Here is a 25,871-nt window from a genome sequence, read left to right on the forward strand (position 1 = left end):
CGGGACTGGTTGAGTCCGGTATATCGTACCGTGAAGTCGGGACGGCGCAGCAATGCGCCTGAGGCCGCGACTCCAGCCCGATTGAGATAGTCCGATTAGCCCGATCGTTCCGCGAAAGGAACACCGCAAAACTACGCACCGCGCTCACGTCAAAGTTACGCGCGCTCAATCACAGCGCATCGAACAATACTTCACCCGCCTCTGGCGCATCGATCCCGCTCTCGGCCGAATATCTTCGTCTGCAGCTAACATGTGCTGCACCGGCAACGCGTGGAAAGCCGCACAGGCGCTCCATTGACGCGGCTGCGACCGAACGGCTAAATTGCCCACGTCGGAAAAGGCAGACTTGGTTTGGTAAGCCCAAGTCCTTTCGGTAACGAAAGCTCTGGTCTTTGGCCTCATGGCTGAGATCCCCGCGACGAACATGATCGCTATTCAAGCGGTCAGGCGTTCGTCCGTGAGGTCCTCAGGTCTGGGAAACGCTCCGGTCGAACATCGACAGCGGAGCAATTTATGCAGATCCCCGACACTCCCCTCTATGACGTCATCATCGCCGGCGCCGGTCCCGTTGGCCTCTTTCTGGCTTGCGAGTTGCGCATGACCGGCTGTTCGGTGCTGATCCTGGAAAAGGCGCAGCACCCGCACTCGCCGCTGAAGAGCCTGCCTTTCGGGTTGCGTGGTCTTTCGGTGCCGACGATCGAGAGCTTCGATCGCCGTGGCTTGCTGGAGCCTTTGAAAGCTCGTGCGGCGAGCCGAGAAAAGCCGGCGTCGCACTGGATGCAGCAGCAGCGTCGCGCCGGGGGTCATTTCGCCGGCATCCAGTTCTTCCACGATCAGATCGACGCAACGCAATGGCCGTATCGCCTGCCCGGCCCGATCGGAAGCGTCGCGGCCGACATGGAGAGCATCGAGGCCGTCCTTGCGATCCGCGCCGAGACGCTGGGCGCGGAGATCCGGCGCGGCTGGAGCGTCGAGGCTTTCAGCCAATCCATCGATCGCGTGACTGTCGATACGGCGGGCGAAACCGTCCATGGCCGTTGGCTCGTTGGTTGCGACGGCGGACGCAGCAGCGTGCGGAAGGCGGCCGGCATCGGCTTCGCCGGGACCGATCCGGAATTCACCGGCTATTCCGTGCAGGTCGAGCTGGCCGATGCGGCCTTGCTTCAGCCGGGTCGTCATTACACGCCATCGGGGATGTACACATATGCCGCGCCGGGGACGATCGCGATGGTCGATTTCGACGGCGGCGCCGCCCACCGCAGCGAACTGAAGCGCGAGCATGTCAAGGCGGTGCTGCGCCGGATTTCAGGCATCGATCTGACGGTGACGGCCCTGCAGCTCGCCACCACCTGGACCGACCGCGCCTGTCAGGCAACGAACTATCGCGCCGGCCGCGTCTTGCTGGCCGGTGACGCCGCGCACATCCATTCGCCGCTGGGCGGCCAAGGCCTGAACCTCGGCCTCGGCGATGCCGTGAACCTCGGATGGAAACTCGCGGCAACGATTCGCGGCGAAGCGCCCGCCGGGCTGCTCGACAGCTATTCGACCGAGCGACATCCTGTCGGAGCACAGATCCTCGACTGGTCGCGTGCCCAGGTCGGGCTGATGCGCCCCGGCAGGAGCTCGCGCGCGCTCGAAGCCATCGTCCGCGATCTCATCGACACGCGCGACGGCGCGACCTACTTCGCCGCGCGCGTATGGGGCGTGTCCCTCCGCTATGACCTTGGCGGAGGACATCCGTTGGTGGGGCGAAGTGCGCCCGACTTTGAACTCGCCGATGGGACGAGACTGAGCGAGCTCCTCAGAACGGGGAAAGGGCTGTTGCTGGATTTCGGCGCGCAGCCATCGTTTCAAGCGCTTGCGAGCCGCTGGCGCGGCCGGATCGACTATGTCGCCAGCGAGATCAGGGATCGATTGGGCCTGATCGCCTTGCTCGTGCGCCCCGACGGAATCGTGGCCTGGGCCAGCGAACAGGCAGCCGACACCGAGGAAGCGTCTCGGACCGCAGCGCGATGGTTCGGGGGGCCCAATGCCGGCTGAAGCCGTTTGCGTCGTCGGCTGCGCGGCAGTCTTGCAGCGATGTCGACGACGTTCCGATCGGCGGCAACAGCGGTGATCGCGGAAATGACCTCCGCCTTCCAATCGCTGTTTTTCTGCGTATGCTGAGTAGGACCGGGAGAACGGCGCTCGCTGGAGTTGAAAATGGCCTCTCCAAACCGAATTAGAGCCGCACTGAGTGCAGCGACCGTCCTCTATTTCGCCACGGCCCCTGCCCTGACCCAGACGCTTCCCTCTCATCTGCCGACGAAAGAGCAACTGGCGAACGACAATAACCTCTTCATCACGCTGGCCGCGAAAGCGCTGAAGTGGGAAGAGCCTGCCGAACCGGTCAGGATTGTTGGCCCAATCTACTTCGTCGGAACGAAGGGGCTCGGTGTCTTTCTCTTCACGACGTCCGAGGGGCATATCCTGATGAACACCGGGATGCCCTCCTCGGGACCGATGATCGTCGACTCCATTCGCAAGCTCGGGTTCAAGCCCGAGGACGTCAAGCTCATGATCAACGGTCACGCTCACGCGGACCATGCCGGCGCCTTCGCTTGGCTGAAAGCACAGTACGGCGGCGAGCTTGCCGTCATGAAGGACGACGTTGCGGCGATGGAGAGTGGAGACGCCAACGACTTCAAATATGCCAACGACCTCACCTATCCGGCGGCGAAGGTCGACCGCGTCCTGCGCGACGGCGACAGCATCAAGATGGGCGACGTGCTGCTGACTGCCTACCACACGCCCGGTCACACCAGGGGCGCGACGACCTGGGTTGCCAACCTCGTGGTCGATGGCAAATCTTATGTCGTCGTCTTTCCCGACGGCGCGGGATTCAATCCCGGTTACCGGCTGGCGAAAGATCCATCTTATCCAGGCATCGCCGACGATTACCGCCGCACCCATCACGCGCTGGAGATGCTGAAGCCGGACATCTGGCTCGCGCAACACAACGAATATTACGACCTCGAAGGCAAGCGCGAGCGCGCGAAGACGGAGGGCGTCAAGGCCTGGATCGATCCGGAAGGATACCGCCGTTTCATCGTCGGCAAAAAGCGCGCCTTTGAGGACGAGGTCGATGAAGAATTGGGAGTCGCAAAGGGAGCCGGCAAATGATCGGGCGCGTTATCCCGCTATCGCTTCTTTTCGCTCTGTTGGCCGGACCAGCCGTCGCCGAAGGCCGCGCGAAAACACCGACGCCGGTCGACGTGCACAATTTCGTCCGCGCCGAAACCAACCTCTATTTCCGCAAGGCTGCGGTCGATGACGGCGCCTTCGGCAAATTGCGGCATCGTCGCGCTGTGGCATCGATCGATAAACAGGACGTGGTGCGCATGAATCGCGACACCTTGTATTCCTCCGGCGTGTTCGATCTCGATGCCGCACCGATCGCGATCACCATGCCGGACGCCGGCAAACGCTTCATGTCGATGCAGGTGATCTCGCAGGATCATTACACGACGGCAGTGGTTTACGGTCCAGGTACGTTCAAATACACCAGGGACCAGGTCGGCACGCGTTACGTCTACGTCATCATCCGGACGCTCGCGAATTCGGAAGACGCCGACGATGTGAAGGCGGCGAATGCCGTGCAGGATGATATCCGGGTCGACCAGGCGAGCGCGGGTCGATTTGAAGTGCCGGCATGGGATAGGGATTCCCAGGACAAGGCGCGTCGCGCACTCGAAACGCTCGGCTCTCTGGGCAACATCGTCGAACGCTTTGGCAAGAAGGGTGAAGTGGATCCGGTCGATCATCTCATCGGAACGGCAATCGGCTGGGGCGGAAATCCGCGTAGCGCCGCCGACTATCAAAGCTACTACCCGCCGAAGAACGATGGAAAAACCGCCTATCGCCTGACCCTCAAGGATGTGCCAGTCGACGGCTTCTGGTCGGTCAGCCTCTACGACGGGAAAGGCTTCTTCCAGAAGAACGCGCTCGGCGCTTACTCCCTCAACAACATGACGGCAAAGCCTGACGCGAGCGGCGCCTTTGTTATCCAGTTCGGCGGTTGCGAGAGAACGACGTCGAATTGCCTGCCGATCATGAAGGGATGGAATTACACCGTCCGGCTCTATCGCCCCCGCAAGGAGATCCTCGACGGAAGCTGGAAGCTGCCGGTGCCGCAAGCAATGTGATCGTCCGCTCCGTTTCTTGGCTTATCGAAGTGAACGGTGGATTTCTACGATCGCCGCCCCTCGCCTGAGCGCACGTCGTGGTCGTGAAAAGCGTCTCCTTTGAACGGCCGCGGGATCAAAGCTCATCGTCATGTTCCGCCCGACCTCGACGAATTCTGCTTCGGATTATTCGATTGACGCTTCCACGTCTGTTTTGCCCGACGGGTCAACCACAGCACCGCTCCGGCTCCGCGCAGGGCGCTTGGCGCACGAATCTTTTCCCATGACTTATCAAGCGATTGGCTACTGTGCATGGGGTTGTTTTTCAACTTTTGGGTCTCGCCTCCACACATGACAACGCCCCGGAGCTTACGCACCGGGGCGTTGTCTGTGAGAGACGACCTGATCAGCTCTGCGAGCGCCGCGCCATGAAGATGTCGTAGCCGACCTCGGCGACCTGGAACCAGGCGTAGCCGTCGCTCGTGAACTTGGCGAGGGAGTCGTGCACCTTCTTGAAGTTGGGGTTGGTCGCAGCGACCTCGGCGTGCAGCTCCTTAGCGGCCTTGTGGCAGGCATCCATGATCGACGGCGAGAACGGATGCAGCTTGGTGCCGCCGGCGAGCAGCTTCTTCAACGCCAGCGGATTGGCGGTGTCGTAGCGTGCCATCATGTAGTTGTTGGCGTAGTGGCCGGCCTGCTCCAGCACGCTCTGGTAATGTTTCGGCAGCGCGTTCCACTTGTCGAGATTGACGAAGGCCAGCAGCATCGGCCCGCCTTCCCACCAGCCGGGATAGTAGTAGTGCGGCGCGATCTTGTAGAAGCCGAGCTTCTCGTCGTCATAGGGGCCGACCCATTCGGCGGCGTCGATGGTGCCCTTCTCCAGTGCCGGATAGATGTCACCGCCGGCAAGCTGCTGCGGCACCACGCCGAGCTTCTGCAGCACGCGGCCGGCAAAGCCGCCGACGCGGAATTTCATGCCCTTGAGATCGTCGGGCGTGTTGACCTCTTTCCTGAACCAGCCGCCCATCTGGCAGCCGGTGTTGCCCGCGAGCAGCGACGTGACGTTGTAGCTCTTGTAGAACTCGTTGAGCACCTCGCGCCCGCCGCCCTGCATGTACCAGGCCTGGTTGATGCGCATGTTGGGACCGAACGGCACGGCCGAGCCAAACGTGAAGGTCGGGTCCTTGCCGAAATAATAGTAGGAGGCGGTGTGGCCGATTTCGCAGGTGCCGTTCTGCACGGCGTCGAGCACCTGCAGGCCCGGCACGATCTCGCCCGCCGCGAAGATCTGGATCTGGAATTTGTTGTCGGTCGCTTCCGCGACCATCTTGCACATCGCCTCGGCGCCGCCAAACAGCGTGTCGAGGGATTTCGGCCAGCTCGTCGGCATGCGCCATTTGATTTCCGGCGTCGATTGCGCGATCGCGGGAGCCGCGAGCGTGGCTGCGCCAGCCGCACCAAGTCCTGTGACCTTGATGAAGTCTCTTCTCTTCATGATTTCCTGCCCTGATGTAACAGTGATTGTGAGCCTTCTTGTCGAGGCTTGGAACCAGCATGACGCAAGCCGCGGCCCAATGCCATCCCGATCGCACTGCGGCAAACAAAAAGCCCGGCCTCCATGGAGGCCGGGCTTTCCGGTCTTGCGACTTTAGGCTTAAGCGATCAGCCGCGCGTGCGCGAGCGGATCATGAAGCTGTCGTAGGTATATTCGGCGACCTGCCACCACAGATATTCGTCGGAGCGGTAGGCCTGCATCGCGTCGATCGACTTCTTGAAGTCGGCGTTCTTGGACGAGATCTCGCCCCAGAGCTCGTTGGTCGCCTTGAGGCAGGCTTCCAGCACTTCGTTGGTGAAGGGACGAAGCTGTGTGCCGCCGGCGACCAGACGCTTCAGCGCCGCCGGGTTCTGCATGTCGTAACGCGCGGCCATCCAGGTGTTGGCATTGGTCATCGCGTTGGTGAGGATCGCCTGGTAGTTCTTCGGCAGCGAATTCCACTTCTCCAGGTTGGCGAAGGCGTGCACGGTCGGACCGCCCTCCCAGAAGCCCGGATAATAGTAGTACTTGGCGACCTTGGCGAAGCCGAGCTTCTCGTCGTCATAGGGGCCGACCCACTCGGCGGCGTCGATGGTGCCCTTTTCCAGCGCCGGATAGATGTCGCCGCCGGCGAGCTGCTGCGGCACCACGCCGACCTTCTGAAGCACCTGGCCGGCAATGCCGCCGATGCGCATCTTGAGGCCGGAGAGGTCGGCGACGGTCTTGATCTCCTTGCGGAACCAACCGCCCATCTGCGTGCCGGTGTTGCCGCAGGGGAAGCCGATCACGTTCGACTTCTTGAAGAACTCGTTGCCGAGCTCCATGCCGCCGCCCTGGTACCACCAGGAGTTCTGCTGGCGCGCGTTGAGGCCGAACGGCACCGAGGCGTAGATCGCGAAGGTCGGGTCCTTGCCGACATAGTAGTACGAGACGGTGTGGCACATCTCGACGGTGCCGTTGGAGGTCGCATCGAGCGCCTGCAGCGCCGGAACGATTTCACCGCCGGCGAACACCTGGATCTGGAATTTGTTGTCGGTCATCTCGGCGACGTACTTCGCCACCTGCTCGGCACCGCCATAGATGGTGTCGAGCGATTTCGGGAAGCTCGAAGTCAGGCGCCACTTCACCTCGGGCGAGGACTGCGCGATCGCCGGCGAGGCCACCGCGGTCGCCGCCGCGCCTGCTGCCGACACTTTGAGAAAATCACGACGCTTCATCTTCAGGTCTCTCCTTGCTGGGGCGTTTCCCCTTAACTTCTCTTTTGCCGCCGCTCATTCCGGCGACGCGTTATGGCCGCGTCGAACCGAAGGGGCTTGACTGCCGTGGGCCTTTAACACGGAAGGCCCGGTTTCGGAACGCGACATTGGCATGACGGGGCTCTACGAAAGTCGCATGTCCCCCGAAAGAACGAGGGGCCATGCCGCGGGCGCCCAGCTCAGGCCCGTGCGATGACGCCTTTGAGCTGGTCCCGGACCTGCCCCGCAATGGCGCGGTAGATCGCCGCATGGGGACCGTCCGGCTCGCTATCGACGACGGGATTGCCGGCATCGGAGGTGGCGCGAATCGCCATGTGCAGCGGGATCTCGCCGAGGAACGGCACCTCAAGCTTCTCGGCCTCGTGCCGCGCCCCGCCATGGCCGAAAATGTCCGACCGCGTGCCGCAATGAGGGCACTGGAAATAGCTCATGTTCTCGACGATGCCGAGCACGGGCACGTTGACCTTCTTGAACATGGCAAGGCCGCGGCGGGCGTCGATCAGGGACAGGTCCTGCGGGGTCGAGACGATCACCGCGCCCTTCAGCGGCACGTTCTGCGCCAGGGTGAGCTGGGCATCGCCGGTGCCCGGCGGCATGTCGACCACGAGCACGTCGAGCGTGCCCCATTCGACGTCGCGCAGCATCTGCGTCACCGCCGACATCACCATGGGGCCGCGCCAGATCATCGCGGTCTCTTCCTCGACCAGGAAGCCGATCGACATGATGGCAAGGCCGAAACGCCGGAGCGGAATCATCTTGCGCTCGTCGTTCAGCTCCGGCTTGTCGTGCAGGCCGGTCAGCCGCGGCACCGAGGGGCCGTAGATGTCGGCATCGAGCAGGCCGACCTTGAGGCCGAGGTCGCGCAGGCCCAGCGCCAGATTGAGCGCAGTGGTCGACTTGCCGACGCCGCCCTTGCCGGAGGCGACCGCGATCACGGCGGCGACGCCGGGGATCTCGGACTGGCGGGCCATCGGCGATTGGGCGCCGCCCTGCGGCGGCGGCTTGTGGGCATGGACCGGCTGCACGCCCGGCGTGCCGCGGCTCGGTTGCGGAGGCGGGGTGGAGCCCGGCTTGCGCTCGGCCGTCAGCGCCACCATGACCGTGGTGACGCCGGGAATGGCGCGCACGGCGGCCTCGGCCTCGGCCCGGATGGATTCCCAGGCCCTCGCCTCGGCAGCATCGACATTGATCGAGAAGAACACCTTGCCGTCGGACGCGCTGATCGCGCTCAGCACATTGGCATTGGTGAGCGCGACCCCGCGGGGCGACTTGATCCTGGCGAGGCTGTCGAGAACCTGTTGCTGCGTCACGCTCAAAGCGCATCTCCTGAACGGAGCCTGATCCGGCCCGGGAGGGCCGCGCCGGCGCAAAGCGCGGAGCGGCATTCCGGTGTGGTCAGGCTCGAGACCCCTGGGGATGCCCCATTAGAGCGGAAACGCCCAAAAGGCTACTGCCTGCCGATATCGCCTGCCATCTCGGCGGGGGCTGCTCCCTGCTCCTTGGCGGCTTCATAATTCAGCTCGATCATGACCCCGTTGGGGTCGTTGACGAAGATCTGCCAGAGCTCGCCACCGGGCACCTGGCGGGAGTCGAATTTCATGCCCTTGGATGAAAGACGCTGCTTCATGCCGTCGAAGCCGGTGCTGACGAAGGCGACATGATGGACGACGCCGGAATCCGGCTTCTGCGGCTCCGCCGTCGCCGAAATGTCGACGAGGTGCACCACCGCCTTGCCCTCGCTGTACATCCAGGCCCCGGGGAAGGCGAAATTCGGCCGGGCGCCTTTTTCCAGCCCCAGCACATCCTCGTAGAAACGGACGGTCTCGCCCAGATTCCGGGTCCGGATGTTGAAATGATCGAGGACGCCAACGCTCACACCGCCCATGCTCTCGCTCCCTTTTTTTGAAGTCCTTGGGTCCGGCCATCCTAGCACAGGGGGCCGCCAAACGAAGCCGTTGCCCTCCGCCCTTAACGGTTTATGGTGCGCCTCCAATCCGCCCTCGCGGCGGAACTTCGAGGGCGCCGCCCGGTGTCCCCGCCCGGCTACAACCGTAAAAACTCAAAACTACGGACAAGGTACCACACATGGCTAAAGTCGCTTTCCTCGGTCTCGGCGTGATGGGCTTCCCCATGGCCGGACACCTCGTGAAAAAAGGGGGCCATGAGGTCACCGTCTACAACCGCACCGCGGCCAAGGCGAAGGAATGGGCCGACAAGTTCGGTGGCAAGACCGCGGCGACCCCGAAGGCTGCCGCCGAAGGTCAGGATTTCGTGATGTGCTGCGTCGGCAACGACAACGACCTGCGCGCGGTCGCGATCGGCCCCGACGGCGCCTTCGCCGGCATGAAGAAGGGTGCGACCTTCGTCGACCACACCACCGCCTCCGCCGAAGTCGCCCGTGAGCTGGACGCAGCCGCCACCAAGGCCGGTTTCAAATTCGTCGATGCGCCGGTCTCCGGCGGCCAGGCCGGCGCCGAGAACGGCGTGCTGACGGTGATGTGCGGCGGCGCGCAGGACGCCTATTCCGGCGCCGAGCCCATCATCACCGGCGCTTACGCGCGGATGTGCAAGCTGCTCGGACCCGCCGGAAGCGGCCAGCTGACCAAGATGGTCAACCAGATCTGCATCGCCGGTCTGGTGCAGGGCCTGTCCGAGGGCATCCACTTCGCCAAGAAGAGCGGCCTCGACGTCGCCGCGGTGATCGAGACCATCTCCAAGGGCGCGGCACAGTCCTGGCAGATGGAGAACCGCTACAAGACCATGAGCGACGACAAGTACGATTTCGGCTTCGCAGTCGAATGGATGCGCAAGGACCTCTCGATCGCGATCGCAGAAGCCCGCCGCAACGGCGCCAACCTGCCCGTCACCGCGCTGGTCGATCAGTTCTATTCCGAGGTCGAGAAGATGGGTGGCAAGCGCTGGGATACGTCGAGCCTGCTCGCACGCCTGCAACGCTGAGGACCGCAATGGCGGCCGCAGCCGGGCAGCTGCGGCCCTCGCGGGCCTCGATGCGGCGCCCGCCGCGACGAGCCCCGCATTGAACTGAAGAACGAATTCCGGGGGGAATTGACTTGCTGAGCGTGATCGCCGCCATTTTCATCCTTGCGTATGCTGCCATCGCGCTCGAACACCCTCTCGGCGTCAACAAGAGCGCCTCCGCCCTCCTCGGAGCGGGCCTGCTCTGGACCATCTATGCGATGTCCGTCGGCGACGCCTCGCTGGTCAACCACCAGCTCGACGAATCCGTCGCCTCGACCGCGCAGATCGTTTTCTTCCTGATCGGCGCGATGACGATCGTCGAGGTGATCGACGCCCATAACGGCTTCGAGGTCATCACCTCGGTCATCCGCACCACGAAGCAGACCACGCTGATGTGGATCATCGGCTTCGTGACGTTCTTCCTGAGCGCGATCCTCGACAATCTGACGACCACCATCGTGATGATCTCGCTGATCCAGAAGCTGATCGGCAACAAGGGCGATCGGCTGCTGTTCGCGTCCATCATCGTCATCGCCGCCAATGCCGGCGGCGCCTGGACCGTGATCGGCGACGTCACCACGACGATGCTCTGGATCGGAGGCCAGATCTCGCCGGTCAACATCATGAAGGCGGTGTTCCTGCCCTCGCTGCTCAACCTGCTGATCCCGCTGTTCATCATCGGCTATTCGCTCAAGGGCAAAGAGATCGTCCCTCCGCTGCAGGGGCGCGAGCAGGCCCTCAGGGTCGAGGTGTTCGAGCGCAATCTGATGTTCTATCTCGGCCTCGGCACGCTGGTTGCCGTTCCGGTGTTCAAGGCGGTGACGCACCTCGCACCGTTCATGGGTATCCTTTTCGGGCTGGGCGTCCTGTGGCTGGTCGGTGAAGTCGTGCACCGTCACAAGGACGAGGATGCGCGCCGTCCCCTCACCCTCGTCCATGCGCTGACGCGCATCGACATGAGCTCGATCGTGTTCTTCGTCGGCATCCTCATGGCGGTGGCGTGCCTCGAGCACGCCCGCGTCCTCGAGCTGTTGGCGAAATGGCTCGACACCACGGTCGGCCGTCTCGACGTCATCGTCATCCTGCTCGGGCTCCTGAGCGCCATCATCGACAACGTGCCGCTCGTTGCCGCCACCATGGGCATGTACAATCTGGTGCAATATCCGCCGGACAGCTTCATCTGGGAGTTCATCGCCTATTGCGCCGGAACCGGCGGCTCGATCCTGATCATCGGCTCGGCCGCGGGCGTTGCCGCCATGGGCCTCGAGAAGATCGAGTTCTTCTGGTACGCCCGCCGCATCGCGGGGCCGGCGCTCGTGGGCTATCTGGCGGGGGCGATGGTCTACATCGTCCAGCACGCCGCGCTGCACTGAACGGCGCGGATCGGATCCGAATTAACGCCGGGTTAACGTAATTCTTTAGCTCCTTAAGTCACCTCTTAAGGATTTCTTGCCAGAGATAGACAATGCAGAAGGCCCGCGTCCGGCGTGGGCAGGAATCGTTGTTGCTTGATGAGTAACCCCGCTGAAAAGCCTGAGGTAGTGCAGCTTCCGGCCGAGCCGGTGAGCGCTCCATCGGCGAGCAGCCGACGGGCTGCGGCGCAGCGGGTGCGCGAGGCGCGGGACAAGTTAACGTCGACGAGTGGAACCCGTCCGGCCTTCGACGCCGAGATGCTGCGCCAATATGCCCAGACGCGGCTGTCGGCCTCCTATGTCGTGATGCTGCTGGTGGTCGCGACCGGCGTGCTGTTCGGCCTGTGGATGCAGCCGATCCCCGCCGCCGCCTGGACCGCCGGCATGCTCTGCCTGCACAGTGCGATGGTCCGCAGTTGCCGGCGCTTCCTGACCGAACCCGCCTCGCCTGCGGCAACGCGCGCGTGGCGGACGCGCTTCGTTGTGCTCGACCTGCTCTATGGCCTGTGCTGGATGGCGATCCTGATCCATCCCGTGCTCGACATGGTCACGGAAACGCTGATGATGTTCCTGATGCTGCTGGTGATCGCAGTATCGAGCATGCTCGCCGCCAATCTTCCGATCGCAGCGCTCGCCGCCACCGCGCCGGTCGCGGTCGCCATGGCGCTGAGCTTCGCGATGACCGGCTCGCTGGACAATTACATCCTGGCCGCGCTCGCGCTCGCCGCGGAAGGCTATTTCGTGCTGCTGGCGCATCGCCTGCACTCCTCCACCTTCGCCACGCTGGAAGCGCGCGCCGAGAAGGACGCGCTGATCGGCGAGCTGGAACAGGCCAAGGCGATCTCGGACGAAGCCCGCCACCGCGCCGAATCCGCCAACGTCGCCAAGTCGCGTTTCCTCGCGCAGATGAGCCACGAGCTGCGCACGCCGCTCAACGCCATCCTCGGCTTCTCCGAGGTGATGAAGAGCGAGATCTTCGGCGCGCATGCGGTGCCGGTCTACAAGGAATATTCCGCCGACATCCATAATTCCGGCGTGCATCTGCTCAACCTCATCAACGAGATCCTCGACCTGTCGCGGATCGAGGCCGGCCGCTACGAGCTGAACGAGGAAGCGGTGTCGCTGGTCGGCATCGTCGCCGACTGCCATCATCTGATGAAGCTGCGTGCCACGAGCCGCGGCATCACCATCCACGAAGTGTTCGAGCAGGCCATGCCGCGGCTCTGGGCCGACGAGCGCGCGATCCGCCAGGTCGTGCTCAACCTGATCTCCAACTCGATCAAGTTCACCCCGCAGGGTGGCGAGATCTGGCTCAAGGCCGGCTGGACCGCTTCGGGCGGGCAATATCTCTCGGTGAAGGATACCGGCTCCGGAATCCCCGAGGACGAGATCCCGGTCGTGCTCGCCTCGTTCGGCCAGGGCTCCAACTCGATCAAATCGGCCGAACAGGGCGCCGGCCTCGGCCTGCCGATCGCCAAGAATCTGATCGACCTGCACGGCGGCACGTTCACGCTGAAATCGAAGCTGCGCATCGGCACCGAGGTGATCGTCACCTTCCCGCCGGAACGCGTGATGAGCGCGCTTGCGCCGCTGTCTGAGGACTCTCCGCCGCTCCAGCCGGAGAGTTCCGTACTGCCCGACGAGAAGCGCCGGCCGCGCAACAAGCCGATCATGAGCGCCGGCACGGGCTCGTAATCAGATGCTTGCAGACATGCCCGCCAATCCCTCACTATGTCCAAATGAGCAAAGAAACGCCGTGCGTCGCCGTCTGCATGATCGATCCCAAGACCAAGCTGTGCTTCGGCTGCGGCCGGACCTTGCCCGAGATCGCGCGCTGGCACGCCATGGACAGCTCCGAACGGCTCGCGGTGATGGCCTCGTTGCCGGCACGCATGACGGAAGCCGGGCTTGTGCCGATCTCAGGATCGCAGAAACGCGCCTGACCGTCCTCCACGCCTGCGGAGGCGCGCGATGATCCGCTTCCTGCTCGTTCTCGTCATGCTCGCCGGCACGGCCGGCGCGGTCGTCGCCTATGGCGATCCCGATCAGATCGTGCGCGCCAAGCACAAGGTCTCGCACATTTTTCGCGCGCAGCCGCCGGCGACGCCCGCCCCCGCCGTGCAGATCCCGCGCGGCCAGGGCGGCGAATTTGCGCTGCGTGCGAAGATCAACGGCGTCGCGGCGCCCATGGTGATCGATACCGGTGCGACCTCGGTGGTGCTGACCTGGGAAACCGCGAAAGCCATCGGGCTGCCGCTCGAGATGCTCGAATACGACGTCGATCTCGAAACCGCGGGCGGCCATACCAAGGCCGCACGCCTCACGCTCGACCGTCTCTCCGTCGGCCATCTCGTCGAGAAATCGGTGCCGGCCCTCGTCGTCCCGCGCGGGCAGATGAAGACCAACCTGCTCGGCATGAGCTTCCTCGACCGCCTGGAGAGCTGGGGCGTGCGCGCCGACAAGCTGATGCTGACGGGCTATCCCGAGCTGCAGATCAGCCATCGCCGCCCGCGCACGGCGATCGACTGATCGCGGCGGGAATTGCGGCACCACAGCCGCCAGCGCCCGCGCAAGCCGACATCCTCCGTTTCCGGACAATCAAGCCGCAGGTGTGCTTTTCCGGCTATTTACAAACCGCCTAGTCGGTTTATAACGATTGCGTTCCGGGGTTTGGACAAGCCGCTCGCCCGAGGGGATGCGGCCAAGTGGGAGATCGAAAATCATGACTGCAAGAGCCGCCATCCGCCGCACCCTGCGGATCCTGCCGTTTGCCGCAGCGTTCGCCGCGGGCAGCGCCTCGGCTGCGGACCTGTCGCCGCGCCCTGCAGCGCCCTCCTCCACCTATATGGCTCCGCAGCCGGTGTATTCCTGGACCGGTCTCTATGCAGGCTTCAACGCCGGCTATTCCGAGAGCGGCGACGACGCCTTCAACAATCTCGTCGGGACCAGCGGCGGCAAGGTCAAGGGTGCCGTCGGCGGCGTGCAGATCGGCTACAATTACCAGCTCTCGCCCATGTTCGTGGTCGGCATCGAGAACGATTTCGAAGGCGGCGACATCAAGAACCACGACGCGCTCAACAGCGCGGCGGTGAGCTTGCCCTGGTACATGACCGGTCGCGCCCGCGCTGGCATCGCGACGATGGATTCACGCCTGCTGTTGTTCGGGACCGCAGGTCTTGCCGCCGGCGAATTGAAGGACGGGCCGATCAACAAGATGAAGATGGGCTGGACCGCGGGCGGCGGCGTCGAATGGGCGTTCCTGCCGAAATGGTCGGCCAAGGCCGAGTATCTCTACACCGAGTTCAAGCATGACGATCTGCCCGACTGGAACGCCGCGAAATTCCACAGCTTCCGCGTCGGTCTGAACTATCACTTCGACCTGTTCCGCTGAGACCAGCGAAGAGCCGGATGTCGCGATCCGGCTCTTCGTGCTTGCGGCTCAAGCATGATCCGGAAAAGTGCGAAGCGGTTTTCCGGAAAGGTCATGCGCGAACAACAACCGTAAGCGCGATGACGATTTATCCAAATCTCATCGCGCTTCAGGCCGCCGCCTCGGCCGGCGCGCGTGCACCGACGCGCGCGATCGCATCGCGCAGCACCTCGAGACCGGCCCCCGGCTTCACCCCCTGTTCGGCCAGATGGCGGCGGAACGCCCGTGCACCGGGCACGGCGTGGAACGCACCGACGAAGTGCCGGGTGATCGCGTGCAGCCGCGTACCGCGCGCAAGCTGCTGCTCGATATAGGGCATCATCGCCGCGAGCGCGTCCTGCATGGTCGCGTGCGGCGCAGGCTCGCCGAAGATATCGGCATCGACGGAGAGGAGCCGCCACGGCTCCTGATACGCGGCGCGGCCGAGCATGACGCCGTCGACATGGTCGAGATGCGCCTTCGCCTCGTCTATTCCGGGAATGCCGCCATTGATGATGACGGGCACATCGGGCATCGCGCGCTTGAGGCGATAGACGCGGTCATAATCGAGCGGCGGGATGTCGCGGTTCTCCTTCGGAGACAGGCCGTTGAGCCACGCCTTGCGGGCATGCACGATCAGCGCGTCACAGCCGGAAGCCACCACCGCGCGCGCGAGCGCATCGAGCGCGACTTCCGGATCCTGATCGTCGATGCCGATGCGGCATTTCACCGTGACGGGAACTGCGACGGCGCGCTTCATCGCCTCGACGCATCGCGCCACGAGCGCCGGCTCCGCCATCAGGCAAGCGCCAAAGCGGCCGTCCTTCACGCGGTCCGACGGACAGCCGACATTGAGGTTGATCTCGTTATAGCCGAACGCCTCGCCGATCTGCGCAGCCTGCGCGAGCTCGTGCGGATCCGAGCCGCCAAGCTGCAGCGCCACCGGATGCTCGACCGCGTCGAATCCAAGCAGCCGCTCCCGGTCGCCATGAATGACGGCGCCCGTGGTCAGCATCTCCGTATAGAGCAGCGCCCGCCGCGTCAGATGGCGGTGGAACACCCGGCAGTGCCGGTCGGTCCAATCCATCATGGGCGCGACGGAAAAGAGATAGCTCTGCGATTTCAATATCTTATCCTACGCCCTCAATGGAATGAACCCGGACCATGTGCCCCCCAAGCTAGTCGAAATAGCACACGCTTGTACCTGTTTTAACCTCTCGGTGCACACGTAGTGCCCACGAATTTGGGAGTGCACACGGGCGGTCGACTTCCGCGCCAAAGGCCGCCAGGGCGACCTCATCGGACTCCTTCCCAACGAGCTTGCCATGGAGCGAGGTTGGGCCTGCCGCCTGCGGCAGGTCCTCGAGCCTTGGCCATGACAGCACCGCGCCCCGCACCGGATTGCGCGTTTGCTGGAGTTTCTCGTGCCGACGCGCCCTGTCAGTAATCCGGCGGCATTCGAAACGCCGGCGATGATCCTCGCCGGCCGAAAGCTGCGTCAGCCGATTTCTTGCCGCACCTTGGCCGCCGCATCGCACATCGCTTTCAGCTTCCCGAACGCGGTCGCGCGCGGCATGTACTTCATGCCACAGTCGGGCGCGGCAACCAGACGGTCCGGCGAGACGTATTTCAGGCCGTTGCGGATGCGGTCGGCGACCGTGTCGACGCTCTCGATCGCGGGATCCGCGAGGTCGAGCACGCCGAGCATGATCTTCTTCGACGAGAGATCCTTGAGCACGCCAAGATCGAGCTTCGGCTGCGCGGCCTCGATCGAGATCTGATCGGCAATGGTGTCGTCGAGCTCGGCGAGGAAGGAATAGCCAGCCGGCTTGTTCGAGCCCGGTACGACCGCCGCATAGCCGAAACAGAGATGTACGACGGTCGGCACCGTGATGCCCTGCAGGGCGCGGTTGATCGCCTTGACGGCGTAGCGCTTGGCGAGTTCCGGATTGTTGCGGACCCAGGGCTCGTCGAGCTGGATAACGTCCGCGCCGGCCTTCTGCAGATCGAGCGCTTCGGCATTGACGGCCTCGGCAAGCGCCATCGCGAGCTCTTCCTCGTCCTTGTAGAACTCGTTCTTGGCCTGCTGGCTCATCGTGAACGGGCCCGGCAGCGTGATCTTCGCGGCGCGCTCCGTGTTCTTGCGCAGGAACTGCATGTCGTGCAGCTCGACCGGCCCCTTCCGCTTCACCGGGCCGACGACGCGCGGCACCGGGGTCTGGGTGTTGCCGGTGCGCGCCACGATCATCGCGGGATTGTCGCCGTCGATCCCCTCGAGCGCGGTGGCGAAGCGATTGGAGTAGCTCTCGCGGCGGATCTCGCCATCGGTCACGATGTCGATGCCGGCGCGCTCCATGTCGCGAATCGCGACGATGGTGGCATCGTCCTGCGCCTCCTCCAGATGCTCCGCCGGCAACCGCCACATGTCGTGGAGGCGGGTGCGCGGCACCACCTTCGACAGCATGGCGCGATTCACCAGCCATTCCGGCTGCGGATAGCTTCCGACCACCGTGGTCGGCAGGATGTGCGTTGGCATGGTCATGGGATTCTCCTTCTTATTGTTGTTGAGCGCGACCGTTCACGCCGCGCGTCCCTCGTCCTTGACGGGATTGCGCAAAATGCCGATGCCGGAGATCTCGATCTCGACGGTGTCCCCGCCTTTCATCCAGAGCGGCGGCGTGCGATAGGCGCCGACGCCGCCGGTGGTACCGGTGACGATGACGTCGCCCGGCGCGAGCTCTGTGAAGGTCGAACAGTAGGCGATCAGGGCCTGCACGTCGAACACGAGGTCGGAGATCGGCGCCTTCTGCACCTCGACGCCATTCAGGCGCGTGATCAGGGTCTGCCTGGTGACGTCGGTCAGCTCGTCGGTCGTGACCATCCAGGGGCCGAAGCCGCCAGTGCCCGCGAAATTCTTGCCCGGAGCGAATTGCGAGGTATGGCGCTGCCAGTCGCGGATGCTGCCGTCATTGTAGCAGGCATAGCCGGCGACATGGCTGAGCGCGGCTTCGCGCGAAATGCGGCGGCCGGCCTTGCCGATGATCACGGCCATCTCACCCTCAAAGTCGAACCGCTCGGATTCCAAGGGCCGGATCATCGGCTGGCCGTGGCCGACCTGGCTGTTGGCAAAGCGGGTGAAGATCATCGGATGCGCCGGCGTCGGGTGCCCGCTCTCGGCCAGATGCGTGGCGTAATTGACGCCGATGCAAAATATCTTGTCCGGATCGGGCACGGTCGGCAGCAGCGCGACGTCCTGCAGCGCGTAATCGGGCTTTTCGCCGACAAATTTCTTCAGCTCGTCGAGCGATCCCTTGGCCAGCAGCGCCTTCAGCGTCGGATAGGCCTTCAGGCGCTTGCCGGCGTCGATGACCCCTTTGTCGGTAACGATGCCGTAGCTCGCGGTGCCTGATGTCGTGAAGCTTGCAACTTTCATCAGTCAAAGTCTCTCTTCGATGGAGGAAACATAATCGTTGATCGGAAGCGCGATCTCGCCGTTGCGGATTGGAACGCATTGCGACGGAAAGTCCTGGCGAAACCGGGCACCGGCGATCTCGGCGCGGTCGAGGAACCGCTCCAGATGGTCCATCGCACCGGTCGGCAGGTCGTGCAGCACCATCAGCGTCCAGGGCTGACTGCTGCACTGGTCGAGCGCGCGTGCGCCCCAGCCATCGGGGTCGTCCCAGTCGCGCGGAATGGAGTTCCAGAGCACACAGCTGTGCTTGTTGCGAGCGAGATGGTCGACCACGGACGGCTTCAGCAACCGCGTATCGAGATTGCCGCCGCCTCCGAACGGGCGGAACCAACGTTGCGGATGAGCGAGATCGCCGATCAGTCCTTGCGTGCGGCCGATCTCATTCTCCGCGGTCTTGCCGTCCTTCTGCTCGCCGAGCGGAATGCTGTGCGTAAAGGTGTGATTGCCGATCCAGTGCCCCTCCCCGTGCGCGCGCACCGCGAGGTCGCGCCGTGCGGGATCGGCGAGCTTCTCCCCGATGACGAAGAAGGTGGTCTTGATCCCCCGCTCGCCGAGAATGTCGAGCACGCGCGGCGTCACGTCGGGATCGGGACCGTTGTCGAATGTCAGGGTCAGATCGTACACGCCAATACCTCAGGTCGCCGGCTGCATCGCGCCCGACGCGACCTCGTCATTGGCCTGGCCGGCGCGGGTGCCGGTCTGCCAGATCGCGGCCTTGCGCTCGATCCACCGGATCCCCGCGTTGAAAGCGATCGCCATGAACAGCACGAGCAGCACGCCTGCGAACACGTGCGGACTGTCGAGGATGGTGCGGTAGCGCGAGATGAGATAGCCGATGCCGGCCGAGGAGATCAGCATCTCCGAGACCACGACGCCGACGATGACCAGCGCGCCGCCGACGCGCAGGCCCGACAGCACCGTCGGGATCGCCGCGGGAATGATGACGCGGACAAGCCGCTGGCTCAGCGTTGCGCCCATGCTGCGCGCCGCCAGCAGGAGCTGCGGATCGATGGTCTGGATGCCGGCGGCGGTGGCGAGCATCGTCGGCAGGAAGCCGTAGATCGAGGCGAACGCAATCTTGGATTCGGATCCGATGCCGAGCCACACAGTGAAGACGGGATAGAGGATAACAAGTGGTACCGCATAGAGGCTCGATACCATCGGCATGATCAGCACGCGCGGGCGCGGCAGGCTGCCGACGATGGCGCCGAGCAGGATGCCGCCGCCGCAGGCGAACGCCATGGAAACCACGACCTCGTAGAGCGTCACCGCAAGCGCATGACCGTATTCGGCCGCGTCGGTCCAACCTGCGATCAACGTCGACGACAGCGACGGCAGGAACAGTTCAGGGATGAGCCCCATGCGCGGCAAGAACTCCCATAGCGCAATCAGGCCGATCACGATCAGATATCGCAGCGACTTCGCGCTTATTTTGGCGCTCATCTCCGCCTCACGCCGATTTGCGGATGTGCCGCCAGATGCGGTCGCGCAAGCTCCCGAAAGCATCGCCGCTCAGCATTTCGTAGGTGCGCGGCCGCGGCAGCTGCACCTGCAGATGATCGACGATCCGGCCGGGCCGCGCCGACATCACGATCACCTCGTCGGCGAGATAGACCGCTTCGGTCAGGCTGTGCGTGACGAACACGACCGTCTTGCCGGTGGCGGCCCAGATGCGCAGCAGCTCGTCGCCCATGGTCATACGGGTCTGCTCGTCGAGCGCGGCGAACGGCTCGTCCATCAGCAGCACCGGCGGATCCTGCACCAGCCCGCGCGCAATCGAGACGCGCTGCTTCATGCCGCCCGAGAGCTCATGCGGATGACGCTTGCCGAAACCTTCGAGCCCAACCAGCTTGAGCGCATCCTGCGCCTTGGCCCGGCGCTCGGCCTTGGGCACGCCGCGCAGCGCCAGCGGAAACTCGACATTGTCCTCCGCCGTCAGCCAGGGAAACAGGCTGGCCTCCTGGAACACCACACCGACGCGATCAGGGTCTGGCTGCGGGATCGGCGCGCCGCTGATGGTGATCGTTCCCGAGGTCTGCTGGCGCAGGCCAGCCATCATCATCAAAAGTGTCGACTTGCCGCATCCGCTCGGGCCGACCAGCACGACGAAGCGGCCGGGCTTGATATCGAGCGAGACGTCGTCGAGCGCAACGACGTCCTGCGACCTGGTCCTGAAGACCTGGCCGACATTCTTCACCTCGATCGCGCCCGCGCGCGCAGCGGGCTTCAACGGGGTCACGTTCGCCAATGGCTGCATCGCGTTTCCACCCATCTGACAAGTTCGTTGAAGGTCATGGCGATCGCGGCGACCATCACGACGCCGGCGAGGAGCTGCTTCATCTGGAAATTTTCCCCCCAGGTGGCAATCTGATGGCCGATGCCGTCGCGCGAGGCGTACATCTCGGCGAGGATGACGCCGGTGAGGTTGAAGATCATGGAGATCCGCAACGCTTCCAGCAGTACCGGCAGCATGCTCGGCAGATAGACGCGGAACGCGGTCTGCCATGGCGTGGCGCCATAGGACCGCGCCACCGTGAGATGCTCGACTTTGACCGACTCTACCGCCGTCGTGGTCGACATGATCACGATGAAGATCGTGGAGAAGAAGCCGAATCCGACCTTCTGGGCAAAGCCGACGCCGAACACCAGGATGAACATCGGCAGGAAGATCGACTTCGGGATGCTGAAAGCGAAGAACAGCAGAGGCTTGGCCACATCGGCGAAGTAGCGGTTCTCCGCGACCAGGAAGCCTATCAGCGCGCCGAAGGGCACGGCCAGCGCGAACGCGGCCAGCACCTCGGTCGCGGTCACCATCAGATCCTTCTGCACGGCGGCGCGCTGCAGGAGATCGCCGAGCGTCACGAACGTCTCGGACGCCGACGGCAGCAGGCGCGGATTGACGATGCCGGTGCGCGACAGCATTTCCCACAGCGCCAGGATCGCGACGATGATCGCGATCCGCGCGAGGTTGATGGCGAGCGAGCCCTGCATCGCAGCTACTTGGTCGGGACGGGCTTGAACTTGGTCGAGATCACGTCCTCGACCGGCACGATGTCCTTGAGCCCGCCGAGCTTGGCGAGGTCGAGCGAGAGCTGCACGGCCGCGTTGACGTTGGCCGCGCCCATGTCGCCGCTGGTCTCGAGCTTCATGATCGTGTTGTCGTATTCGAGGCCCGCGATCTCCGGCGGCATCTCGTAGAGCTCGGCGATCAGCTTGACGGTGACGTCGCGGTTGGCACGCATGAAGGCGACCGCGCCATAAAGGGCATTCACCGCCTTCTGCACCAGTTGCGGCTTTGCATCGGCGAGTTTGTCCAGCACGATCCAGCCAGCGGTGAGGTTCGGCGGAACTGCGCTCGCATAATCGAGGATGGTCTTGGCCTCGCCGGACTTCGAGATCTGGAAGCTCAGCGGCGAATAGACCACGGCAGCCTCGACGTTGCCGGCCAGCAGGTTCGGCACGAGGCCACCACCGCCGACGGGAACGCGGGTGAAGTCGATTTTCTTGTCCTGGATGGTCCACAGCGCGAGCAGATCGGAGCCCGAGCCAGCCGCCGTGATCGCGACCTTCTTGCCGTTGAGATCCTTGACGTCGAGGGTCGACTTGGTCGGGACCATCAACTGCCAGCCGAAATTGCCCATGGCCGCATTGGCGACGATCCGTGACATCACGCCCTTCTTGCGTCCGGCCGAGACCAGCGACGGCGGATCGAGGATGATGTCGGCCGCGCCCGCGGCCATGCCTTCGAAGGTCTCGGCGCCGCTGCGATAGATGGTCAGCTCGGCCTGGATGCCTTCCTTCTCGAACAGCTTTTGCCGCACGGCCGTCTCGGCGATGGTCGTCGGCCAATAGGTCTTCGTGGGCAAGCCAACCCGAATAGTGTCGGCGGCGCTCGCGGGTCCGGCCAGAATTGTGGCGGCGACAAGCGACAAGAGCGCGTGGCGGCGATTGATCTTCATTGTTTCCTCCCGGTCTTTCTTTTTTGTATGCCGAATTTCTTGGGATCGTCAGGTCGTGCGGCTCACCTCCGCAATGCGTGAGGCGGCGAGCTCGACGAATTCTTTGGTGATGCCGAAATGCTTTGACAAGGCGCGAACTGCCGCATCCGCGTCGCGCTTGACGACGGCCGCGACGATCGCCTTGTGCTCGGCTTCGACGTCGCGCGGCTTGCTGCCGAGTTCGCGGCGGATCGAGAGGCGGCGATAGCGCTCGCTCTGCTCGTGCAGCACATCGCGAAAACCGAGCAGCCATGGCGAGCCGCAGGCATTGACCAGCGCTCGATGGAAGATGCGGTGACGGATCACCCATTCCTCGTAGTGCACGGTGGGATCATCGGGATAATGATAAGGAACGGCCTTCAGTTCTGCCCAGGCCGATTTCACCGAGGCGAGCCAGGCATCGTCACCGCGCTCGATCGAGCGGCGCAGCGCAAGCCCCTCGATATCGATCCGCGTCTGCGTCACGTCGGCAAGATCAGCCAGCGACACCGGACTTACGCGAAAGCCGCGCTGGTCGGACGCCTGCACGAGCCCGTCGGCGACGAGCCGCGACAACGCCTCGCGCACGGCGGCAAGGCTCACCGAAAACTGTTTTGCTAGACCAGCAATATGCAGCTTCTGCCCCGGCAGCAGCCGCGTCGCCAGGATATCGGCGCGCAGGCGCTCATGCAGCGCCGATGTCAGGCTGCGCGGACCTTCCCCGGGGCTCCCGGACAACTGGAACTGAAGCGGACCCATGCCACGATGATTGCAAGGCCGCGGGCGGGGGTCAATAGAAAATCGAAAATCGATTTTTACTAGGTTTCGCGTAGACCGGAGACGAGACTACAGATCGAGGCGCCCTCGCTCTCTCCAACGTCATTGCGAGCGCAGCGAAGCAATCCAGACTGTTTCCGCGGAGGGATTCTGGATTGCTTCGCTGCGCTCGCAATGACGGAGCGAGGGGCGATGCCACCGTCCTGTAGCGCGCATTTGACCTGCAGCAGCGCCGCTCACCCCCGTGGCGCCTCCGACGGCAGGACATCGAGGCGGACCGCGACCCCTTCCAGTTCCGGACTCGGCGCCGGATAGAGCTTCATCACCAACGGATCGTGGCCCGGGACGATGTGGTCTGCGTCCACCGCCGCAGCGCGGAGCTTGTCGAAACCGACCAACATGTCGCCGACATGAAACGCCGTCGTGAACGGGCGCTCGCTGGTCATGTTCTCGTAGAAATGACTGACGTCGGAGGCGAGCACCACCCGGCCGCGGCGCGTGTTGACGCGAACGAACTGGAGACCGGCGGAATGCCCGCCGGCCGCATGGACCGTCAGTCCGGGCGCGATCTCGGCATCGCCATCGTAAAACAACACCCGGCGCGCATAGTTCAGCCGCACGATGCCGCAGACATCCTCGACCTCGAAGGAATGCGACAGCCTGGGATATTGCATATACCGCCCGGTCGCGTAGGCGAGCTCGCGTTCCTGCAGGTGAAAGCGCGCATTCGGAAACCGGTCGAAATTGCCGGCGTGGTCATAGTGCAGATGCGTGAGGATCACGTCCTTGACGTCGGCGACGTCGACATTGAATGCGGCAAGCGTCTCAACGGGGCAGCGCAGGAAGGTCCGCCTGCGCTGCCTTGCAACGTCTGCGTTAAAGCCGGTGTCGATGACGACGTTGCGGCCGCCTCCCCTCGCCAGCCACATGAAGTAGTCCATCGGCATCGGCCCGTCATGCGGATCGCCGCCGATGAAATGCTCGCTCCGCTGCGCATCGCGCTTGGCGTAGCGGATGGCGAACAGCTCGTATTCCGGGTCAGCCATGACAGCTCACACGATCCCTGCTCAGGACTTTGCATCAACCTCGTTGAAGGCCTCGCGCGCGTTGCGAAAGGCATCAATGCCGGCGGGCACGCCGCAATAGACCGCGACCTGGAGCAGGATTTCCTTGATCTCCTCCTTGGTCAGCCCGTTCTTCAGGGCGCCCTTGACGTGCAGCTTGAGCTCGTGCGGGCGGTTCAGCGCGCCGAGCATCGCCAGATTGACGATCGAACGCGTGCGACGATCGACGCCCGGACGCGTCCACAGCGCGCCCCAGCAAAACTCGGTCGACCATTCCGCCATGGTGCGGGTGAATTCGTCGGCGCCGGCGATCGACTTGTTGACGTAGTCCTCGCCGAGCACCTCTTTGCGAACCTTGAGTCCTTTTTCGAACAGTTCCGTCTTGCTCATGATCGTCCCTTTCAGGTCTTGAGAGAGTAGTTGGAAGTTGACTAGCGCGGCGGCGGCCGCAGCGATTGCAGGAGATGGCCGACATCATCGACCGCATCGATCCGCCAGACCGCGTCGATGACGCGTTCCGCATCCCAATCGCTTCGGCCGGTCCTTACGCCTTCGCGCAGCTTGTCCTCGATGTCGCGGTCCGACAGCGGCGCAGCCCGGCTGCCGCGCGGCGAGACGACGGTCTCGGTGAGCATATTGCCGGTGGCCAGGCGCACAGTGACGCGCGCGGCGCCATCCGGCATTTGGGCATCGAGCTCCGCTCTCACCTTCTGCCGCAATTGCGCGATATCGGGCCGAACCACAGTCTCCTGCGCGAACTCGGCCACGCCCGCCGTGCCGAGCAGCAGCCCACAAGCAACGCAGTGATGGATGCTCACGCGCGCATCGCGCTCGTTGTTCACAGGACGATCGCCGCGCGCAAGGAGCAGGGCCGAGCCCTGCACGACGACCGAATCGATCTGATCGACGCCACGACCAATCTGTTCGCGCAGCAGCAGGCAGGCATCGATCACCGAATGGAAAACGATGCCGGCCGGATAAGGCTTGTAGGTATTCTTTGCAATTTCCCAGGTCTTGCCGAGACCGTCGAGCAAGCGAGGGAGATCCGGCTCGTCGCCCATGGTGCGCGCCCAGCCGAGCGGCCCCTCAATTGCCTGTGGCGCCGCCTCATAGCCCTGCTGCGCCAGCAGCGCGGCGAACAGTCCATTGCGCGCCGCATTGCCGACGCTGACATTCTTGGCCGCGCTCGGAAGGTTCTCGACATTGCCCGCCGACTGGCTCGCCGCCACTCCGATCGCGTTCGCTATGCCTGCCGCCGGCAAACCCAGGAGCTTCGCGCAGGCCGCGGCAGCGCCGAAAATCCCGCAAGTCGAAGTGATGTGCCAGCCCCGCGCATAATGGCGCGGCGAGACTGCATTGCCGATACGGCACTCGACATCCACGCCGAGAATGAACGCCGTCAGCACCTCGTGCCCTGACAGCTTTCGTGTCTCCGCCAGCGCGAATATGGCAGCAGCCACAGGTGCTGCCGGATGAATGATCGTCTCGGGATGAGTGTCGTCGAAGTCGAGCAGATTGGCCGATATTGCATTCAGGAACGACGCACAGAGCGCATCCATCGGCTTGGAATGACCGATCACCGTCGACCTCGCGGCGCCACTGAATGGCGCCAGCGCGCGCATCGCGGCGACGACGACGGGATCGCGCGCGGAGCCGAGCGCGGTCGCAAAGAAATTGAGGATCGATCGCCGCGCTTCATGGCTTTGCGCCTGCACGTCCGCCCATGACGACGCCGCGACGACATCGGCGAGCGTCCGGCTCACACTCGAAATTGAATCTTGCGGCACGCGGGGCGTCTTCCTCGTTTTCCCGGACCATATGACGATCC

25 protein-coding genes are annotated in these 25,871 nt (G+C 64.0%); 9 read left to right on the top strand and 16 right to left on the bottom strand.

Going from position 1 to position 25,871, the window contains the following annotated elements; genetic code table 11:
• The first annotated feature begins 513 nt into the window (after positions 1-513).
• The 3 genes from QRQ56_RS10735 (at position 514) to QRQ56_RS10745 (ending at position 4,184) form a co-directional block, all read left to right on the top strand.
• Positions 514-2,040 carry an FAD-dependent monooxygenase gene (locus QRQ56_RS10735; RefSeq protein ID WP_438739656.1) on the top strand — a complete coding sequence of 509 codons (1,527 nt, stop codon included), beginning with the start codon at positions 514-516 and terminating at the stop codon, positions 2,038-2,040.
• Positions 2,041-2,202: 162 nt separating this feature from the next.
• On the top strand, positions 2,203-3,162 hold the full coding sequence (gene bla / locus QRQ56_RS10740) for a subclass B3 metallo-beta-lactamase (protein WP_438739658.1): 960 nt from the start codon (positions 2,203-2,205) through the stop codon (positions 3,160-3,162).
• Positions 3,159-4,184 carry a DUF1254 domain-containing protein gene (locus tag QRQ56_RS10745; protein WP_438739660.1) on the top strand — a complete coding sequence of 342 codons (1,026 nt, stop codon included), beginning with the start codon at positions 3,159-3,161 and terminating at the stop codon, positions 4,182-4,184. The genes bla and QRQ56_RS10745 overlap by 4 nt, the downstream gene beginning before the upstream one ends.
• 385 nt (positions 4,185-4,569) lie before the next feature.
• Here the strand turns inward: QRQ56_RS10745 and QRQ56_RS10750 are convergent, their stop codons facing one another.
• From QRQ56_RS10750 to QRQ56_RS10765, 4 genes are all read right to left on the bottom strand, one after another.
• On the bottom strand, positions 4,570-5,658 hold the full coding sequence (locus QRQ56_RS10750; protein WP_438739662.1) for a TRAP transporter substrate-binding protein: 1,089 nt from the start codon (positions 5,656-5,658) through the stop codon (positions 4,570-4,572).
• A 167-nt stretch (positions 5,659-5,825) separates the two neighbouring features.
• Positions 5,826-6,914: a TRAP transporter substrate-binding protein gene (locus QRQ56_RS10755; protein ID WP_438739664.1), complete on the bottom strand. Its 1,089-nt coding sequence runs from the start codon at positions 6,912-6,914 to the stop codon at positions 5,826-5,828.
• Between the two features lie 218 nt (positions 6,915-7,132).
• Entirely contained in the window at positions 7,133-8,269 is a 1,137-nt protein-coding gene (locus QRQ56_RS10760; protein WP_438739666.1) for a P-loop NTPase, read from the bottom strand.
• 131 nt (positions 8,270-8,400) lie between these two features.
• The gene (locus tag QRQ56_RS10765; protein ID WP_438739668.1) at positions 8,401-8,838 is read right to left on the bottom strand and encodes a VOC family protein; all 438 of its coding nucleotides are present in this window, start codon (positions 8,836-8,838) and stop codon (positions 8,401-8,403) included.
• Positions 8,839-9,038: 200 nt separating this feature from the next.
• Between QRQ56_RS10765 and QRQ56_RS10770 the strand changes: the two genes are divergently transcribed.
• From QRQ56_RS10770 to QRQ56_RS10795, 6 genes are all read left to right on the top strand, one after another.
• Positions 9,039-9,911: an NAD(P)-dependent oxidoreductase gene (locus QRQ56_RS10770; protein ID WP_438739670.1), complete on the top strand. Its 873-nt coding sequence runs from the start codon at positions 9,039-9,041 to the stop codon at positions 9,909-9,911.
• A gap of 113 nt (positions 9,912-10,024) precedes the next feature.
• The gene (nhaD, locus tag QRQ56_RS10775; protein WP_438739672.1) at positions 10,025-11,305 is read left to right on the top strand and encodes a sodium:proton antiporter NhaD; all 1,281 of its coding nucleotides are present in this window, start codon (positions 10,025-10,027) and stop codon (positions 11,303-11,305) included.
• 138 nt (positions 11,306-11,443) lie between these two features.
• The gene (locus tag QRQ56_RS10780) at positions 11,444-13,039 is read left to right on the top strand and encodes a sensor histidine kinase (RefSeq protein ID WP_438739674.1); all 1,596 of its coding nucleotides are present in this window, start codon (positions 11,444-11,446) and stop codon (positions 13,037-13,039) included.
• A 44-nt stretch (positions 13,040-13,083) separates the two neighbouring features.
• Positions 13,084-13,287 (top strand): DUF1289 domain-containing protein, encoded by a 204-nt coding sequence (locus QRQ56_RS10785; protein ID WP_438739676.1) that lies wholly within the window; start codon positions 13,084-13,086, stop codon positions 13,285-13,287.
• Between the two features lie 28 nt (positions 13,288-13,315).
• On the top strand, positions 13,316-13,873 hold the full coding sequence (locus QRQ56_RS10790) for a TIGR02281 family clan AA aspartic protease (protein WP_438739678.1): 558 nt from the start codon (positions 13,316-13,318) through the stop codon (positions 13,871-13,873).
• A gap of 193 nt (positions 13,874-14,066) precedes the next feature.
• Positions 14,067-14,735, top strand: a complete 669-nt coding sequence (locus QRQ56_RS10795) for an outer membrane protein (RefSeq protein WP_438739680.1) — start codon at positions 14,067-14,069, stop codon at positions 14,733-14,735.
• Between the two features lie 148 nt (positions 14,736-14,883).
• Here the strand turns inward: QRQ56_RS10795 and dusA are convergent, their stop codons facing one another.
• The 12 genes from dusA to QRQ56_RS10855 all read right to left on the bottom strand — a co-directional run bounded on the left by dusA (position 14,884) and on the right by QRQ56_RS10855 (position 25,830).
• Positions 14,884-15,879: a tRNA dihydrouridine(20/20a) synthase DusA gene (gene dusA, locus QRQ56_RS10800; RefSeq protein ID WP_438739682.1), complete on the bottom strand. Its 996-nt coding sequence runs from the start codon at positions 15,877-15,879 to the stop codon at positions 14,884-14,886.
• Positions 15,880-16,251: 372 nt separating this feature from the next.
• Positions 16,252-17,295 (bottom strand): uroporphyrinogen decarboxylase family protein, encoded by a 1,044-nt coding sequence (locus QRQ56_RS10805; protein WP_438739684.1) that lies wholly within the window; start codon positions 17,293-17,295, stop codon positions 16,252-16,254.
• A 36-nt stretch (positions 17,296-17,331) separates the two neighbouring features.
• Positions 17,332-18,186 (bottom strand): fumarylacetoacetate hydrolase family protein, encoded by an 855-nt coding sequence (locus QRQ56_RS10810; protein ID WP_438739685.1) that lies wholly within the window; start codon positions 18,184-18,186, stop codon positions 17,332-17,334.
• A gap of 3 nt (positions 18,187-18,189) precedes the next feature.
• Positions 18,190-18,849, bottom strand: coding sequence for a polysaccharide deacetylase family protein (locus QRQ56_RS10815; RefSeq protein WP_438739687.1), 660 nt, complete (start codon positions 18,847-18,849; stop codon positions 18,190-18,192).
• A gap of 9 nt (positions 18,850-18,858) precedes the next feature.
• The gene (locus tag QRQ56_RS10820) at positions 18,859-19,668 is read right to left on the bottom strand and encodes an ABC transporter permease (protein WP_438739689.1); all 810 of its coding nucleotides are present in this window, start codon (positions 19,666-19,668) and stop codon (positions 18,859-18,861) included.
• Positions 19,669-19,675: 7 nt separating this feature from the next.
• Complete coding sequence (locus QRQ56_RS10825) at positions 19,676-20,482, bottom strand: ABC transporter ATP-binding protein (protein WP_438739690.1); 807 nt, start codon at positions 20,480-20,482, stop codon at positions 19,676-19,678.
• The gene (locus QRQ56_RS10830) at positions 20,461-21,216 is read right to left on the bottom strand and encodes an ABC transporter permease (RefSeq protein ID WP_438739692.1); all 756 of its coding nucleotides are present in this window, start codon (positions 21,214-21,216) and stop codon (positions 20,461-20,463) included. The genes QRQ56_RS10825 and QRQ56_RS10830 overlap by 22 nt, the downstream gene beginning before the upstream one ends.
• 5 nt (positions 21,217-21,221) lie before the next feature.
• Positions 21,222-22,184 (bottom strand): ABC transporter substrate-binding protein, encoded by a 963-nt coding sequence (locus QRQ56_RS10835; RefSeq protein WP_438739693.1) that lies wholly within the window; start codon positions 22,182-22,184, stop codon positions 21,222-21,224.
• Positions 22,185-22,232: 48 nt separating this feature from the next.
• Positions 22,233-22,940, bottom strand: a complete 708-nt coding sequence (locus QRQ56_RS10840; RefSeq protein WP_438739695.1) for a GntR family transcriptional regulator — start codon at positions 22,938-22,940, stop codon at positions 22,233-22,235.
• A gap of 275 nt (positions 22,941-23,215) precedes the next feature.
• Positions 23,216-24,025 carry an N-acyl homoserine lactonase family protein gene (locus QRQ56_RS10845; RefSeq protein ID WP_438739697.1) on the bottom strand — a complete coding sequence of 270 codons (810 nt, stop codon included), beginning with the start codon at positions 24,023-24,025 and terminating at the stop codon, positions 23,216-23,218.
• Positions 24,026-24,046: 21 nt separating this feature from the next.
• Entirely contained in the window at positions 24,047-24,433 is a 387-nt protein-coding gene (locus QRQ56_RS10850; RefSeq protein WP_438739698.1) for a carboxymuconolactone decarboxylase family protein, read from the bottom strand.
• Positions 24,434-24,474: 41 nt separating this feature from the next.
• Positions 24,475-25,830, bottom strand: a complete 1,356-nt coding sequence (locus tag QRQ56_RS10855) for an MmgE/PrpD family protein (RefSeq protein WP_438739700.1) — start codon at positions 25,828-25,830, stop codon at positions 24,475-24,477.
• Between the last annotated feature and the right edge of the window lie 41 nt (positions 25,831-25,871).

The organism is Bradyrhizobium sp. U531, assembly GCF_051710265.1.
Classification (GTDB): domain Bacteria; phylum Pseudomonadota; class Alphaproteobacteria; order Rhizobiales; family Xanthobacteraceae; genus Bradyrhizobium.

Excerpts from the sequence above, each read along its gene's own strand:
- QRQ56_RS10735 (WP_438739656.1), top strand. The coding sequence starts at position 514 with ATGCAGATCCCCGACACTCCCCTCTATGACGTCATCATCGCCGGCGCC.
- bla (WP_438739658.1), top strand. The coding sequence starts at position 2,203 with ATGGCCTCTCCAAACCGAATTAGAGCCGCACTGAGTGCAGCGACCGTC.
- QRQ56_RS10745 (WP_438739660.1), top strand. The coding sequence starts at position 3,159 with ATGATCGGGCGCGTTATCCCGCTATCGCTTCTTTTCGCTCTGTTGGCC.
- QRQ56_RS10750 (WP_438739662.1), bottom strand. The coding sequence starts at position 5,658 with ATGAAGAGAAGAGACTTCATCAAGGTCACAGGACTTGGTGCGGCTGGC.
- QRQ56_RS10755 (WP_438739664.1), bottom strand. The coding sequence starts at position 6,914 with ATGAAGCGTCGTGATTTTCTCAAAGTGTCGGCAGCAGGCGCGGCGGCG.
- QRQ56_RS10765 (WP_438739668.1), bottom strand. The coding sequence starts at position 8,838 with ATGGGCGGTGTGAGCGTTGGCGTCCTCGATCATTTCAACATCCGGACC.
- QRQ56_RS10770 (WP_438739670.1), top strand. The coding sequence starts at position 9,039 with ATGGCTAAAGTCGCTTTCCTCGGTCTCGGCGTGATGGGCTTCCCCATG.
- QRQ56_RS10780 (WP_438739674.1), top strand. The coding sequence starts at position 11,444 with ATGAGTAACCCCGCTGAAAAGCCTGAGGTAGTGCAGCTTCCGGCCGAG.
- QRQ56_RS10785 (WP_438739676.1), top strand. The coding sequence starts at position 13,084 with ATGAGCAAAGAAACGCCGTGCGTCGCCGTCTGCATGATCGATCCCAAG.
- QRQ56_RS10790 (WP_438739678.1), top strand. The coding sequence starts at position 13,316 with ATGATCCGCTTCCTGCTCGTTCTCGTCATGCTCGCCGGCACGGCCGGC.
- QRQ56_RS10795 (WP_438739680.1), top strand. The coding sequence starts at position 14,067 with ATGACTGCAAGAGCCGCCATCCGCCGCACCCTGCGGATCCTGCCGTTT.
- QRQ56_RS10805 (WP_438739684.1), bottom strand. The coding sequence starts at position 17,295 with ATGACCATGCCAACGCACATCCTGCCGACCACGGTGGTCGGAAGCTAT.
- QRQ56_RS10810 (WP_438739685.1), bottom strand. The coding sequence starts at position 18,186 with ATGAAAGTTGCAAGCTTCACGACATCAGGCACCGCGAGCTACGGCATC.
- QRQ56_RS10820 (WP_438739689.1), bottom strand. The coding sequence starts at position 19,668 with ATGAGCGCCAAAATAAGCGCGAAGTCGCTGCGATATCTGATCGTGATC.
- QRQ56_RS10825 (WP_438739690.1), bottom strand. The coding sequence starts at position 20,482 with ATGCAGCCATTGGCGAACGTGACCCCGTTGAAGCCCGCTGCGCGCGCG.
- QRQ56_RS10830 (WP_438739692.1), bottom strand. The coding sequence starts at position 21,216 with ATGCAGGGCTCGCTCGCCATCAACCTCGCGCGGATCGCGATCATCGTC.
- QRQ56_RS10835 (WP_438739693.1), bottom strand. The coding sequence starts at position 22,184 with ATGAAGATCAATCGCCGCCACGCGCTCTTGTCGCTTGTCGCCGCCACA.
- QRQ56_RS10845 (WP_438739697.1), bottom strand. The coding sequence starts at position 24,025 with ATGGCTGACCCGGAATACGAGCTGTTCGCCATCCGCTACGCCAAGCGC.
- QRQ56_RS10850 (WP_438739698.1), bottom strand. The coding sequence starts at position 24,433 with ATGAGCAAGACGGAACTGTTCGAAAAAGGACTCAAGGTTCGCAAAGAG.